We start from the raw sequence: 14,173 nt of genomic DNA on the forward strand, positions 1-14,173 counted from the left end.
CCCCCCTGCTTACTGATTCAAAAACTTGTCGAGGAATTGTTGGGTACGCTGGTGCTGCGGATTAGCGAACAGCTCTTTTGCCGGCCCTTGCTCCACGATACGACCGTGGTCCATAAAAATGGCGCGGTCGGCCACGTCGCGGGCAAAGCTCATCTCGTGCGTGACGATCACCATGGTGCGCTTTTCTTCCGCCAGCGAACGTATGGTGTTGAGCACCTCGCCCACCAGCTCCGGGTCGAGCGCCGAGGTCGGTTCGTCAAACAGGATCACTTCCGGTTGCATCGCCAGCGCCCTGGCAATCGCCACCCGCTGCTGCTGGCCGCCGGAAAGACGGCGCGGATAGGCCGACTCTTTGCCGTTCAGCCCCACTTTGGTCAACAAGGCCCGTGCGCGTTGTTCCGCGCTGGCCTTGGGCTCGCCTTTTACGATGACCGGACCTTCAATAATATTTTCCAACACCGAACGGTGCGGGAACAGATTGAAGTTCTGAAACACGAACCCCACCTGCTGGCGTAAGGCACGAACCTGTTTTTTCTGTTTGCTCAGTGGCTTGGAACCGTCGATCAGTATATCGCCGACGCGAATGGTACCGGAATCCGGCACTTCCAGCAGGTTGATGCTGCGCAATAAGGTGGTTTTCCCCGAGCCGCTTGGCCCGATAATCGCCACTACCTCACCGGCACCGACTTCCAGATCAATCCCATGCAGCACCGTTTGACCGTTGAACTGCTTGGTCAGTTTTTTCACTTCAATGGCACTCATGCGTTACTCCTGATCCTGGCGGTTTACGTGGGCTTCCAGACGATTTTGCAGCGCAGAAAGCAGGGTCGCCATCACCCAGTAAATCAGCGAGGCCGCCAGATACATGGTGAACACTTCCAGGGTACGCGAGGTAATCAGCTGCGCCTGACGGAACAGTTCCGGCACCTGAATGGTCGCCGCCAGCGAGGTGTCCTTCACCAGGCCGATAAAGCTGTTGCCCAACGGCGGCAATGCGGTACGCGCCGCCTGCGGCAGGATCACCCGACGCAGCGTCTGCCAGCGGGTCATGCCGATGCTGGCTGCCGCTTCCCACTGCCCTTTTTCGATCGACGAAATCGCGGCACGCAGGGTTTCCGAAGTATAGGCGGCAGTATTGAGCGACAGGCCAATCAGCGCCGCCGGGAAGGGATCAAACTCGATGCCGAACTGCGGCAGGCCGTAGTAAATCATGAACAGCTGGGCAATCAACGGCGTGCCGCGAAACAGCGACACATAGATGCGCGACAGCCATGACAGCGGCCATAACGGCGAAAGGCGCATCAGCGCCAGCAGAAAACCGAGCAGTAAACCGAGCGCCATGCCCCCCAGACTGAGCTGGAGAGTGAGGATCGCGCCCCGCAATAAAAATGGCGCTGAATCCAGCGCCAGTTGGATACTTTCGTGCATTATTTAGTTACGTCCGCGCCAAACCATTTCTCGGAGATCTTCGCCAGCGTGCCGTCTTTTTGCATTTCGGCAATCGCCTGGTTAATCGCAGCCAGCAGTTCCGGGTTGTTTTTACGCACCGCCACGCCGGATTCCTGACGAGAGAACGCCGGGCCCGCTACCGCCAGCGTGTCGCCGGTTTTCTTCACCAGATCCAACGCCGCCAGACGGTCAACCAGAATAGCGTTGATACGGCCTACGCGCAGATCCTGGTATTTGGTCGGGTCATCATCATAGGTACGCACGTCCACGCCCTGCACATTGTCACGCAACCATTGCTCGTAGTTGGTGCCCAGGCCCACGCCGACCTTTTTACCCTTCAGATCTTCCGGCTTGGTGATGGTGCCTTCGTTGCCTTTCTTCACCAAGGCCTGAATACCGGAGACGGTATAAGGCGTCGAGAAATCGTATTTCTTTTTGCGCTCGTCGGAAATGGTCACCTGATTGATCACCACGTCGATGCGTTTTGAGTCCAGCGAAGCCAGCATGCCGTCCCACTTGGTAGGGTTCAGCTTGGCTTTAACGCCAAGATGCTCCGCCAGGGCGTTGGCGAAATCCACCTCGAAGCCGGTCAATTTTCCGTCTTCCCCCTGGAAGCTGAACGGCGGATAAGTGCCTTCCAACCCGACAACCAGGGTCCCGTGATGCTTCACCTGCTCCAGCAGGTTATCGGCGGCATAGGTCTGCGTGCTCAAACCGGCGGTCAGTGCAACGCTCATCACGCCCAGCAGCAATTGACGACGAACTTTGGAAAAGATCATAAACACCCCATCTGTTGTTTATCTTTTTTGATATCAGCACTTTAACAGTGTGACCGCCTGCTTGAAGGAATATAACCTTATAAATATAGTTCAAAATGGAATAACAAAGCGCGCTTACACCTGTGGATGATAGGCGAACAACGCCGGCGCACCGCCGGTATGGATAAACAGGATCGGGCCCTCGTCACGGAAGCGCTGCTGGGCTACGCCGTCGATCAGACCGGCCATCGCCTTGCCGCTGTAAACCGGATCCAACAACACCCCTTCCTGCTGCGCCAAAAGCTGTATCGCCGCCGTGCCTTCTTCGTTTGGCATACCGTACTGCGGGGCAAAATAGTCGTCCCACAGCGTAATCGGTGCCAGTTGGTCAATATTCAATGAACAGGCCAGCGCTTTTTGGATCAGCTCCACCTTGGGCAACTGGTCGATCACCTTGCGTGAAACAGTTACACCAATCAGTTGCGTTTCCGGCAGCAACTGCTGCAGGCCAACGGCCAGCCCGGCATGGGTCCCTGCGCTGCCGGAGGCCACTACCACCGAGCTGAATGCGACGTTGCTGCGCTGGCTCTGCTCGGCAATTTCCAACGCACACTGCACGTAACCCAGCGCCCCCAGCGCATTGGAGCCTCCTACCGGCACCACATAAGGCCGGAAGCCTTGCCCTTCAAGACGGGTCGCCAGATCGGCCAACTGCTGTTGCGGGTCATGCAGCGCGTCACACATCACCACTTCCGCGTTAAACAACCCGAGCAGCAAGCGGTTACCGTTGGTCAGGTAGTTTTCTGCCTGAGTGTCGATTGGGTTTTCCAGCAGCGCTACGCAGTGCAGACCCAGCTTGGCCGCCACTGCAGCCGTTTGGCGCACATGGTTAGATTGGATGGCGCCGGCGGTGACCAGCGTGTCCGCGCCTTGACGCAGCGCTTCTGCGGCAAGAAATTCCAGTTTTCTCAATTTGTTACCGCCCATCGCCATCGGCGTGACGTCGTCACGTTTGATGTAAATTTCGCGGCCAAGGTAGTCTGAAAGGCGAGACAGTTTTTCGAGCGGAGTGGCAGAGCCCACTAAATCGAGGCGCGGGAATTGCGCCAGTTTGTGTTGCAGATTCACAACTTCCCCCAGGGAATCAGGTATCAACATCTAAACGATAGATTTAGCAGATGTGAACCTAATAATCACTCTTTATTCGTGACGGGGAAAGGGTAAGATCCCCGGCTGGCGTGCCGGGGAAGCCAGATCAGTAGCTTTTTTGCCAGGCAAGGTACTGGTCATATTTGCGCAGCGCAATGCGGTAATTGTTGTGCGCCGCAGAAGGCAAGTCTTCGATAATACGCTGATGGCTGGCGTTACTGGCGAATTTATCCGCCGGATAGTTGCGTTCCACCAGCATTTCATCCAGCCGACGCAGGCGCACCACGTATTCACGGATGGTGCTGTGGCTCATTTCGGTTTGCTCAAACAGATATTGCTTGAACGACATAATATCGAAATAGCTCGGATGGCTATTGCAGGAGATCTCACTGCAAAAGCGGCACAGCGCCGTCAGCTCATTTTGCACATTCAGCCAAACGTGATCGTCAATCGGCTGATCCATGCGCGCAATGGCATCTTTGTTGATGATCTTGCCACGAAACACCAACGCCATGCGATCCAATAGCTTGCCGCACTGAGAGCAATGGGTCTGGCTGTGTTTGTAATCTTTCAAATAACGACTCAGCGGCCGTTTTTTCAATAATATTCCTGGCATAGAAGCAGTCCGATTATCGCAATGGTGATCAGGTTGAAGGGGCAGAGTTGAGTGCATGTCAGTTCTCGTTCGCCAGGCGGGAGCGCAGGCGTTTTATTGCCTGGCTATGCAATTGGCTGACACGTGATTCCCCTACGTCCAGCACGGCGCCGATCTCTTTCAGGTTCAACTCTTCCTGGTAATACAGCGTCAGCACCATTTTTTCGCGTTCCGGCAACGCCTCAATGGCGTCAATCACCCGTTGGCGTAAATTGCCCTCCAGCAGATGATGTAACGGATTGGCCTCTTCGTGCCCTTCCAGCAGCGGTTCCGCGCTTTCGCCATGCTCTTCCCGCCATTCGTCGTAGGAAAAAAGCTGACTGTTATTGGTGTCCAACAGAATTTGACGGTACTCATCCAGTGGCAGGTTCAGCGTCTGCGCCACTTCCACTTCGCTGGCCGGCCTGCCGAGCCGCTGTTCCAACTGCCGCATCACCTGCGCCACTTCACGGGCATGGCGACGCACGCTGCGCGGTACCCAGTCACGGCTGCGCAACTCATCGAGCATGGCGCCGCGAATGCGTTGCACCGCATAGGTGGTAAAGGCGGTTCCCTGCAGGGCGTCATAACGCTCAACGGCGTTTAACAACCCAATTCCCCCGGCCTGCAGCAGATCGTCGAGCTCCACGCTGGCGGGCAGCCTGACCTGCAGGCGCAACGCCTCGTGGCGCACTAACGGAACGTAGCGTAGCCAGAGAGAATTTTTGTCCATCACGCCTTCGGCGGTATACAGATCGCTCACTATGTCTAAAACCTGCGGATAAGAGAGTCAGCGCTATTATCCGTAGGGGGCAAAATGCCAATCGGCTGAACAGTCGTACAAAACAGGCCTTATTTGCGCCATGCATTAGCTGAGCGGAGCGCGACCATAAAAAAACCCCGCCGAAGCGGGGTTCTTTTGCGACAGGTTAATCGGGGAGAGTCGATTAACGCAGCAGGGACAACACGTTCTGAGTAGACTGGTTAGCCTGTGCCAGAACAGAGGTGCCAGCCTGTTGCAGGATGTTGGCACGGCTCATGTTAGACACTTCGGTCGCGTAGTCAGCATCTTGAATACGAGACTGAGAAGCAGACAGGTTGTTCACGGTGCTGTTCAGGTTGTTGATAACAGAATCGAAACGGTTCTGTACCGCACCCAGGGAAGAACGCAGACCGTCAACCTGAGACAGTGCTTTGTCCAGGGTTGCCAGTGGGTCGGCAGTTTTAGGGTCGGTAGATTGCTGAACGCCTTTGGTCACTTTACCAGCGGAGTCAACAGTGGCTTTGAAGAAAGCGTCGTTGCCATCAGCATCTTTGCCTTTAACTACGTAACCTGCTTTACCCGCTGCATCGGTGTAAGTGCGCAGTTCATCGCCAGTCGCCAGACCGCTAACCGTGTTGGTGCCAACTTTAACCTGAGCAGCTTCTTTCATGCCTGCAGTAGGCTTAGTTGCTGCAGCACTTGAATCCCAGCTCGCTTTACCGGTCGCATCTACGGTCGCGTCATAAATGCCGCCGTCGGTAGATTTAACGAAGTAGTTAACAGTACCAGTACCGTCGTCAGCAGAGTACAGTTTACCGTCGCTGGTTTTAGGCGTTGCAGCCTTGCTGTCCGCAGCAATGGTCGGTGCACCCATTTTATCGGTCGCAGTCACCGCGGTGGTGCCCACTTTAGAGGCATCCAGTGGATCTGCTACGCTGAATTTGTCCAGGCCCAGAGTTTTGGCGTTGATGTTCTTCAGATCGATCTGGATAGTTTCGTTGTCGTTGGCACCCACCTGGATGGTCAGCTTTTGATCGCCGCTCAGCACTTTCACGCCGTTGAAGTCTGTTTGTTCAGAGATACGGTTGATCTCAGCCAGACGTTCGCCGATTTCGTCCTGGATGGACTGCAGGTCGCTGGAAGAGTTAGAACCGTTCTGAGACTGTACGGTCAGACGACGGATGTTTTGCAGGTTGTCGTTAACTTCGTTCAGTGCGCCTTCAGTGGTCTGCGCCAGAGAGATACCGTCGTTGGCGTTACGGGAAGCCTGAGTCAGGCCTTTGATGTTAGCGGTGAAACGGTTAGAGATCGCCTGACCCGCGGCATCATCCTTGGCGCTGTTGATACGCAGACCGGAAGACAGACGCTCGATCGCAGTACCCAAAGAAGACTGAGATTTGTTCAGGTTGTTCTGCGCCATCAGCGACAGGCTGTTGGTATTAATTACTTGTGCCATTGTATGCTTTCCTTACGTGTCAGTTGCGATCTTCGCAACGTAGTTAAAAGGTTCGGGCTGCTTTGCCCACGGCGTCAACCACCGTCCCATCAGGTATCGGCCCTCCCCCTGCAACCTTTAGAAATTTTTTGTTTTTTTTTCGCTTCGCCGCAATGGCAGAAATAACGCGGTTTTTCCTTCCTCTATTGCGCCATCGGTTTTTAAACTTTTCGGTAAACTTTTTCTCCGCTGGGCCGATAAACGCGTAAAGCGAATAAAGTCATTATTAAGGAGAATTACGAATGGCATCGATCAGTTCATTAGGCATCGGCTCAGGACTCGACCTCAACGGCTTGCTGGACAAGCTGACCAAAGCGGAACAGCAGCGTCTGACCCCGTACACCACCCAGCAGACCAGCTACAACGCCCAGTTGACCGCCTACGGCACCCTGAAAGGCTCGCTGGAAAAGTTCGATAACCTCAGTAAAGAGCTGGCGAAACCGACGTTTTTCAATAACACCACCGCCAGCAAACACGATCAGTTTGCCATCACCACCACCGACAAGGCCGTGGCGGGGAACTACATTGTCGAAGTTCAAAAACTGGCACAGCCGCAAACGCTGACCACACAGGCGTCGATTACCAATCAGACGGAAAAACTCGGCACGCCCGGCAGCATTGACCGCTCAATCACCATCACCGCAGGGGACCCGCAGAAAGAAGTGAAGATCCCACTGAGCGATGATCAAACCTCGCTGGTGGAAATGCGCGATGCGATTAACAATGCCAAAGCCGGCGTCAACGCCAGCATCATGCGGGTGGGTGACAACGACTATCAATTGGCGATCAGCTCCACGGCCACCGGCGAGAAAAACACCGTTTCGGTCCAGGTCAACAATGACGATAAGTTGGGCGCCATCCTCAACTACGACTCCGCTGCCAAAAGCAACGCAATGAAGCAAACCGTGGCCGGTCAGGATGCTGAAGTCTTGGTTAACGGCACGAAAATCAAACGCAGCACCAACTCAATTGCCGATGCCCTGCAGGGCGTGACCATCGATCTGAAAACCGTCACCAAGAAAGATGAGCCGCAGAACCTGGTGATCAGCACCGATAAAACCGGCACCGCCGACAAAATCAAAGACTGGGTCGACAACTATAACTCACTGCTGGATACCTTTAACTCGCTGACCAAATATACCCCGGTCAAAACCGGCGAGGCGCAGAATGCCAAAAACGGCGCGCTGCTGGGGGATAACACCCTGCGCGGTGTTCAGTCTTCGATTAAAAGTGCGCTCAGCGGCGCGCAGGACAACCCGGAGCTGAAGGGGCTGGGTAACCTGGGGATCACCACCAACACCAAAACCGGCAAGCTGGAGATCGACAGCACCAAGCTCAACAAAGCCATCGATGAAAAACCGGAGCAGGTTGCCAACTTCTTCGCCGGCAACGGCAAAGATACCGGCATGGCCACCGAGATCCACAATGAGATCCAAAGCTACATCAAGGCCGGCGGCATCATTGAGAACTCGACCAAAAGCATCAATACCAGCCTTGACCGCCTGAACAGCAAGATCACCACCGTCACGGCCAGCATTCAAAGCACTATCGATCGCTATAAACAACAATTCGTCCAACTGGATACCATGATGTCCAAGCTGAGTGGCACCGGTGATTATTTAAAACAACAGTTCAAGTAAGAACTTTTTAACCAGGTAAAAAATCACATGTATAACCGTAGCGGAACTCAGGCCTACGCCCAGGTCAGTCTGGAAAGTGGCGTAATGAGCGCCAGCCCGCACCAGTTAATCGTGATGTTGTTCGACGGGGCGCTTAGCGCCCTGTTACGCGCACGGATACTGATGAATCAGGGTGATATCGCCGGCAAAGGACTGGCTCTGTCAAAGGCCATCAATATTATCGATAACGGCCTGAAAAGCGGTCTCGACCACCAGCAGGGCGGTGAAATGGCCGATAATCTGGCGGCGCTGTATGACTATATGAAGCGACGCCTGATGCAAGCCAACCTGCACAATGACGAAGCGGCGATTACCGAAGTGGTGAAGCTGCTGGAAAATATTGCTGACGCCTGGCGCCAGATTGGCCCCAACTACCACCCCACTCAGGACGCCGTGTAATGGAACGTCAACAACAGCTGTTAGCCGCCTATCAGCAGGTGTATAGCCTGAGTAGCCAGATGATCGTTCTGGCACAAACGGAAAGATGGGAAGACCTGGTCGAGCTGGAACTGTCCTACGTGACGGCGGTGGAAAGAACCGCCGCCTTTACCGGGCAGGCCGGTCCCTCAATGGCGTTACAGGAATTGCTGCGCCATAAGCTGCAGCAAATCCTCGACAACGAGACCGAACTAAAACGTCTGCTGCAGCAACGCATGGATCAATTGAAAGAATTAATCGGCCAGTCGACGCGCCAAAACGTGGTGAACAGCACTTACGGCCAGTTTCACGATCGCGCCTTGTTGCTGGGAGATCCACAAATCAGATGAGTTCGCAGCAATAACGGCGACAACGGAATAGATAGCAGCATGCACTATTATTCCCCGGTTAAGTCAGAATATTAATCCATGCCATTTGAATTATTCAGATATTGGGTAATTAGAAAAAATGTGCAATTCGAGCCTTGCTCTCACTTTAACGGATAAATACCACTCCGACACGGACGTTTTCTGTTCAGCAGGAAATTGATTTTTGATAGATAAAACACGCTGTTGTGTTTCACAACCTATGGAAAGATGTTGCTCCAACGCCAATCAAAGCGTAAAGATATTCATAGATAATGGCTGCGAAATGAATATCGATGGAACGTACAATTAATCTTTGTCCAGGAATTGGTGCATCGGCACACATCATTCAGCATACTGAATTATTATTTCCTTCAGTCTATTTTGAACAGCCGCATCTCTACCTGGTGCAGCAAGGTCACAAACGCGTGCGTTGGCAACAGCGTGAAGTGGTGGCGCATGCGGGCGAGCTGTTGATTATCGACGGGGGGCAAACCGTGGATATTATCAACGAACTCTCTGAGGACGGGGTATTCAGCTGTCAGCTATTGACCTGCGATCCGCAGTTGCTCACCTTATCGCCGCCCCAGGTTGAAAGCACATCACCGACTCCCTTCGACGCGGTGATGACATTATGCAATCTGCCCTGCGCGCTGATGCACAGTTTTGAGACCACCAGCCTGGCACTGGCGCTTAAGCAGCGTTTCCCCACGGTCATCATTCGCCATAAAATGCTGGAAATTCTACTGTGGTTAAAACAATTCAATATCAGCTTCATCCATAACGAAGCCAGGAATTTAACCCAACGCGTACGCCGCTGTCTGGCCACCGATCCGCACAACATCTGGACCGCGGCCGAAGTCGCCGAAACCTTGTCAATGAGCGAGGTGGTGCTGCGACGCAAGCTGTCGGCGGAGAATACCGCGCTGCGTAATCTGATGATAGACGTGCGCATGAGCAGCGCCTTGACCCTGCTGCAATCTACCGATTGGCCAATATCGGCGATCGCCCAGCACGTGGGGTATGAAAGCGCTTCGCGGTTTGCCGAGCGCTTTCGCAAACGTTTCGGCTTTGCGCCCACCGCCATTCGCGGACATCAGCGGGCCATGGAACCCATGGCCATTCGTCCCGATCATTTCAGCATGATGCAAGCCCCGGAGTGATGGCCGCCGGCGTAAATTAAATCATTGAACAATGAAACTGTGGTTTATAGCGGCAATATTGGCGCAAAACAGGCGAGTGGGATAGCATCGGCGAGCATTCAGGTCATCAGAGGTGAATAAATCATGCTCAACGAAAAACTGCTATTTTCCCTCGCGGTGTTGCTACTCGGCCTATGGTTGCTGGGCCTGACCTACGAAGAAGACGCCATGCGGCTGCTGGCGGGAAAATAAAGCGGCAGGGCCACACAACGTGGCCCGGGTTATTTTAGCTTTCTTTAATTAAAACGCTTATTAATACAACCAAAACGATCAGAATTAAAATACTGAACAACCGCCATCTGCGTTCACTTTTGCTACACATTATCTTATCCGGTAATTGAAACGGCCTTAACCCGGAAATTATAGCCCCGTGAATACCGTGGCAATGTGAGTTTAACCGTAGTTTCTACCCTCTTCCTCCGGTGATTGACGTTTCCGGGATCCGTTTGGGAAACGGAAATTATTGTACGTGAAAGCTATTTGTTGACCCTTACGACAATTTGCTCGAGGCTCTGACCACCAGTTCCGGCATCTGCCCGCGACTGCCGATCACGTTATGTCCGGCCAGCACTTCAAACAATAGCGTGACGGCCTGACGGGCAACCTCATCGAGGTGCATGTTCACCGCCGTTAGCGGCGGCAAAGATTCCCGGGCGCGAATACCGTCATAACGGGTGGCTAAGCGAATCCGCTGCGGTATGGCGATCGCCGCATCGTGAAAAGCGCGCACGGCGCCACAAGCAAAAGTATCAACCAGCACCAGGACGCCATTGACTTCGGGATGTTCCTGCAACATCTGACACGCAGCCTGATAGCCAGCCGCTTCCCCTTCCTGCTCATCAAGATAATAGATCACCGGCGCCTGCCTTCCTTTACACCAGCGGTGATAGGCTGCCTCAGTTTCCAGCGAGGAAGTCCGCGGCGTATGCCCGACAAAGAGCGCGCAACAGTCGGCGCCTTCAGTCTGCAGGTGGGTCAGCAACATTTTCGCCGTCGCTTCCGAATGCAAATCCACCCACGGTAGCGGCGTCGGTGTTCCCGGCGTGCGGCCAATAGTGATGCATGGGATCCCCGCCTGTTGCAAAGCCTGCAGCAGTGGATCGTTTTCGGCGGGTTCCAGCAGAATGGCGGCATCAAAGGTCACCATGTCCAGCGGGTTCTTCCCGGGCGGGACCAGGATCAGCGCATGCTGCTTTTCCAGCGCCATAATCGCCGTCGTAAGCGCGACCTCCATCATAAAACCCAGCTTCGATGCTCCGGAAGCAATGGTCAGCGGCAAGGAAGAAAGCAGTGCAATAGTGTTGGTTTTGCCGGTACGCAACTGACGGGCGCGGATATTCGGCGTGTAGTTCAGTGTCTGAATCGCCTCCTCAATACGTTGCCGGGTCTCAGGTTCGACAAAACGGGGGTGATGTAACGCATTAGATACGGTGCCAGGCGATACGCCAGCAAGACTTGCAACATCAATGAGTCTGGCGCGTTTTTTATCTTGAGCAGTCATCTGGCTGGCGTTCCCTCCCGAGAGTTTATGCTCAGATTAGCACATTTCCAGTGTATGAATTTCCGCGCTATTACATAACAAAATCATATGAAGAAAGTGGCCATTTACCGTAGCTCACTGGCAAGCATTCCTGTCTAATGGCGTTTAATTAAAACGTTTTAATGGCGTATTTTGCAAGAAACCAATCACTTCAGGAGGCTACGTGACACAACTATCTCAGGATGCAGCATTCACCCTCGGGCGTCGTCCGAGCGGGCTGATCTTCTCCGATTTGGAGAAAAGCTTCGGCGGCTATACGCTCTTCGCCCCACAAACTACCGAAGGCCGGGTATATCTGGTTGATGAGCTTGGAAAAGTGGCGCACCAGTGGCAACTCCCGGTTCGTGCCGGACGCGATGCGGTGCTGCTGCCTAACGGTAACCTCGGCTATAACGGTAGTCACGGCACGTCAGCCAATCTCTATCCGGCCTGGGATCTCTGGCACGGCGGGGATTTTTATGAGGTCACTCCGGATAACGAAGTGGTCTGGCATTATGAGGATATATTCCATCACCACGACGCGCAGTGGCTGGCGAACGGTAACCTGCTGTATACCGCGGCGGTGCCACTGCCGGCGGAAATTGCCGCTCGCGTTACCGGCGGCGATCCGCGCCGCGATGCGCCGGACGGCGTCATACAGAGCGATGTCGTCAAAGAGGTCAATCGCGACGGTGAAGTGGTATGGGAATGGCGCGTCTGGGAGCATCTGGCCCCGGAAGATTTCCCGATTCATGAGATCTTCGACCGCCGCCACTGGCCGATGATAAACGGTCTGTCGGTCACCCGCGAGGGCCTGGTGTTGATGAGCCTGCGCACCACCTCCGGGGTGATTGCCGTCAATAAAGAGAGCGGCAGCGTGGTATGGCACGTGGGGCCGGATGTCGTCGCCCAACAGCACACACCGATTGAGATGGAAAATGGTTCTATTCTGGTGTTCGATAACGGCAACCTGCGCCCCGGCGTGACCTCGCCACACTCCACGGTGCTGGAGTTCGACCCGCACACCCAGGCTATTCGCTGGCAATATCGCGATATTTTCCCGCCGGCCTTTTTCTCACCCTATATGGGAAGCGCTCAGCGCCTGGCCAACGGCAATACCTTTATCTGCGAATCCGCCTTCGGTCGACTGTTTGAAGTGACTCCGCAGGGAGAAACGGTATGGGAATACATTATTCCTTACTTCAATGAATATCCGGACCATCTTAGCAAGGGGATCATCCCCGGTAAGCAGAACAGCAGCTTCCGCGCGCACCGCTATGCGGCCGATGCGCTGCCGTGGCTGAAATAATCGCTCTTCGCCGGCGCGGGTCGGCGGGGAGGTTCTCACGTCTTTGGGAGGAATTTATGCCGTATTCTGACTCCGCCGTACCGGAAAACGAAGCCTTGCCTTGGCAAACTAAACTGCTGCTGGCCCTTCAACACGTGTTGGTCGTGGCCGCTACGCCGATCACCGCCGTTTTTCTTATTGCTCAGGCGCTTCACTTCAGCTCTGGCGTCACCACATCGCTGCTAAGCGCCACCTTTCTAATGTGCGGGCTGGGGGCCATCCTGCAAAGCCTCGGTATCGGCAGCTTCGGCGCGCGCCTGCCGTTTATTATGGTGCCGGGCGGCGCGCCTATCGCGATCTTCATCGCTATCGCTTTACAGACCAATATCCAGACGGCAATTGGCGCGGTGATCTTAACATCGCTGTTTTATTTTATTGCCCTGCCCGTTTTTCGCCGTTTTCTGCACCATTTCCCGCCGTTTATTATCGGGATTATGCTGCTGCTGGTCTCCATCAACCTGATTCGTCTGTATGGCGGACTCATTATCGGTCAGCCGAGCAGTAGCCACTTTGCGCAGCCCACCAACATTATTCTGGCGCTGGTCACCATCCTGATTACGCTGATCTTCGCCCTGGCGTTCAGCGGCATCCTACGTCAGCTGTCGGTCATGTTCGGCCTGCTTGCGGGCACGCTGCTGGCAATGCTGCTGGGCATCGCCGATTTTAGCGACGTCAGCCACGGGCCGCTGTTCAGCCTGCCGCAGCTGTTTCCGTTCGGCTGGCCAATATTCAATCTGTCAGCGTCACTGCCGCTGCTGATTTATGCGGTGATTTCCATGGCTGAAGCGACTGGGCAAACGATTGCTACCGCAGAGATCGTCAAATCGACACAAAACGTCCATCAGGCCATTCCCCGAACCATCCGCGGCGACGCCGTTATTTCGCTGCTGGGCGGCGTTTTCGGTACCTCATTGATCATCACCTCCGGCGAAAATATCGGCGTGGTTCGGACCACTAACGTCAAATCACGCTACGTCACGGCGATTGCCGGATTGCTGTTAATCCTGATTGCGCTATTCTCGCCGCTGGTGCGCCTTGCCGCCTGTCTACCCGGTCCGGTAGTCTGCGGGACGGCGGTGATTGTCTTCAGTATCATCGGGGTCATCGGTATCGATATGATTGCCCGCGAGCCGCTGCACAAGCCGGGAAAAACCTATGCCTTAGCCACTGGTCTGGCTATGGGGATGCTGCCGATCCTTGTGCCTGGCCTGTACCAGAATTTCCCCGTCGGCGTGCAGATGATATTGGGCAACGGTATGGCAGCGGGTACACTCACCGCGATCGTCGTCAACTCGTTATTTCTGGTGAGCGAAAGGCGGGCCGCCATGCGACTAAAAGGCTGAACCGATACACCGAATTGACCCGTTAGCCGTAGTGTTGTTTGGTTTCCGTGAG

Annotated in this window: 14 protein-coding genes; 6 read left to right on the forward strand and 8 right to left on the reverse strand. The window is 54.5% G+C overall.

Annotated elements, in window-relative coordinates:
* Positions 1-9: 9 nt before the first annotated feature.
* The 7 genes from tcyN to M2407_RS08715 form a co-directional block, all read right to left on the reverse strand.
* Positions 10-762, reverse strand: a complete 753-nt coding sequence (gene tcyN / locus M2407_RS08685; protein WP_259217647.1) for an L-cystine ABC transporter ATP-binding protein TcyN — start codon at positions 760-762, stop codon at positions 10-12.
* A 3-nt stretch (positions 763-765) separates the two neighbouring features.
* On the reverse strand, positions 766-1,428 hold the full coding sequence (gene tcyL / locus M2407_RS08690; RefSeq protein WP_020827487.1) for a cystine ABC transporter permease: 663 nt from the start codon (positions 1,426-1,428) through the stop codon (positions 766-768).
* Positions 1,428-2,228, reverse strand: coding sequence for a cystine ABC transporter substrate-binding protein (gene tcyJ / locus M2407_RS08695; RefSeq protein WP_046373262.1), 801 nt, complete (start codon positions 2,226-2,228; stop codon positions 1,428-1,430). The genes tcyL and tcyJ overlap by 1 nt, the downstream gene beginning before the upstream one ends.
* 114 nt (positions 2,229-2,342) lie before the next feature.
* Positions 2,343-3,335 carry a D-cysteine desulfhydrase gene (locus tag M2407_RS08700; protein WP_259217649.1) on the reverse strand — a complete coding sequence of 331 codons (993 nt, stop codon included), beginning with the start codon at positions 3,333-3,335 and terminating at the stop codon, positions 2,343-2,345.
* A 127-nt stretch (positions 3,336-3,462) separates the two neighbouring features.
* On the reverse strand, positions 3,463-3,972 hold the full coding sequence (gene fliZ, locus M2407_RS08705) for a flagella biosynthesis regulatory protein FliZ (RefSeq protein ID WP_041414695.1): 510 nt from the start codon (positions 3,970-3,972) through the stop codon (positions 3,463-3,465).
* Between the two features lie 58 nt (positions 3,973-4,030).
* Entirely contained in the window at positions 4,031-4,753 is a 723-nt protein-coding gene (locus M2407_RS08710) for an RNA polymerase sigma factor FliA (protein ID WP_020827491.1), read from the reverse strand.
* 184 nt (positions 4,754-4,937) lie between these two features.
* Positions 4,938-6,209, reverse strand: coding sequence for a FliC/FljB family flagellin (locus M2407_RS08715; RefSeq protein WP_201896283.1), 1,272 nt, complete (start codon positions 6,207-6,209; stop codon positions 4,938-4,940).
* Between the two features lie 281 nt (positions 6,210-6,490).
* On the opposite strand from M2407_RS08715, the gene fliD reads away from it, so the two are divergent.
* The 4 genes from fliD to M2407_RS08735 all read left to right on the forward strand — a co-directional run bounded on the left by fliD (position 6,491) and on the right by M2407_RS08735 (position 9,872).
* The gene (fliD, locus tag M2407_RS08720; RefSeq protein ID WP_122079695.1) at positions 6,491-7,888 is read left to right on the forward strand and encodes a flagellar filament capping protein FliD; all 1,398 of its coding nucleotides are present in this window, start codon (positions 6,491-6,493) and stop codon (positions 7,886-7,888) included.
* A gap of 27 nt (positions 7,889-7,915) precedes the next feature.
* Positions 7,916-8,326, forward strand: coding sequence for a flagellar export chaperone FliS (gene fliS, locus M2407_RS08725; RefSeq protein WP_020827494.1), 411 nt, complete (start codon positions 7,916-7,918; stop codon positions 8,324-8,326).
* The gene (gene fliT, locus M2407_RS08730; RefSeq protein ID WP_122079696.1) at positions 8,326-8,694 is read left to right on the forward strand and encodes a flagella biosynthesis regulatory protein FliT; all 369 of its coding nucleotides are present in this window, start codon (positions 8,326-8,328) and stop codon (positions 8,692-8,694) included. The genes fliS and fliT overlap by 1 nt, the downstream gene beginning before the upstream one ends.
* A gap of 311 nt (positions 8,695-9,005) precedes the next feature.
* Complete coding sequence (locus tag M2407_RS08735; protein ID WP_259217653.1) at positions 9,006-9,872, forward strand: helix-turn-helix transcriptional regulator; 867 nt, start codon at positions 9,006-9,008, stop codon at positions 9,870-9,872.
* Between the two features lie 529 nt (positions 9,873-10,401).
* Here the strand turns inward: M2407_RS08735 and M2407_RS08740 are convergent.
* Positions 10,402-11,412: a substrate-binding domain-containing protein gene (locus M2407_RS08740; RefSeq protein WP_046373257.1), complete on the reverse strand. Its 1,011-nt coding sequence runs from the start codon at positions 11,410-11,412 to the stop codon at positions 10,402-10,404.
* 202 nt (positions 11,413-11,614) lie between these two features.
* Between M2407_RS08740 and M2407_RS08745 the strand changes: the two genes are divergently transcribed.
* Entirely contained in the window at positions 11,615-12,739 is a 1,125-nt protein-coding gene (locus M2407_RS08745; RefSeq protein WP_046373256.1) for an aryl-sulfate sulfotransferase, read from the forward strand.
* 56 nt (positions 12,740-12,795) lie between these two features.
* On the forward strand, positions 12,796-14,121 hold the full coding sequence (locus tag M2407_RS08750; RefSeq protein WP_259217656.1) for a uracil-xanthine permease family protein: 1,326 nt from the start codon (positions 12,796-12,798) through the stop codon (positions 14,119-14,121).
* The last annotated feature ends 52 nt before the right edge of the window (positions 14,122-14,173 follow it).

The organism is Serratia sp. BIGb0234, assembly GCF_024809915.1.
Classification (GTDB): domain Bacteria; phylum Pseudomonadota; class Gammaproteobacteria; order Enterobacterales; family Enterobacteriaceae; genus Serratia; species Serratia liquefaciens.

Bases quoted from the DNA above. Each gene is read 5' to 3' on its own strand.
- tcyN (WP_259217647.1), bottom strand. From the start codon at position 762: ATGAGTGCCATTGAAGTGAAAAAACTGACCAAGCAGTTCAACGGTCAA.
- tcyL (WP_020827487.1), bottom strand. From the start codon at position 1,428: ATGCACGAAAGTATCCAACTGGCGCTGGATTCAGCGCCATTTTTATTG.
- tcyJ (WP_046373262.1), bottom strand. From the start codon at position 2,228: ATGATCTTTTCCAAAGTTCGTCGTCAATTGCTGCTGGGCGTGATGAGC.
- fliZ (WP_041414695.1), bottom strand. From the start codon at position 3,972: ATGCCAGGAATATTATTGAAAAAACGGCCGCTGAGTCGTTATTTGAAA.
- M2407_RS08715 (WP_201896283.1), bottom strand. From the start codon at position 6,209: ATGGCACAAGTAATTAATACCAACAGCCTGTCGCTGATGGCGCAGAAC.
- fliD (WP_122079695.1), top strand. From the start codon at position 6,491: ATGGCATCGATCAGTTCATTAGGCATCGGCTCAGGACTCGACCTCAAC.
- fliS (WP_020827494.1), top strand. From the start codon at position 7,916: ATGTATAACCGTAGCGGAACTCAGGCCTACGCCCAGGTCAGTCTGGAA.
- fliT (WP_122079696.1), top strand. From the start codon at position 8,326: ATGGAACGTCAACAACAGCTGTTAGCCGCCTATCAGCAGGTGTATAGC.
- M2407_RS08735 (WP_259217653.1), top strand. From the start codon at position 9,006: ATGGAACGTACAATTAATCTTTGTCCAGGAATTGGTGCATCGGCACAC.
- M2407_RS08740 (WP_046373257.1), bottom strand. From the start codon at position 11,412: ATGACTGCTCAAGATAAAAAACGCGCCAGACTCATTGATGTTGCAAGT.
- M2407_RS08750 (WP_259217656.1), top strand. From the start codon at position 12,796: ATGCCGTATTCTGACTCCGCCGTACCGGAAAACGAAGCCTTGCCTTGG.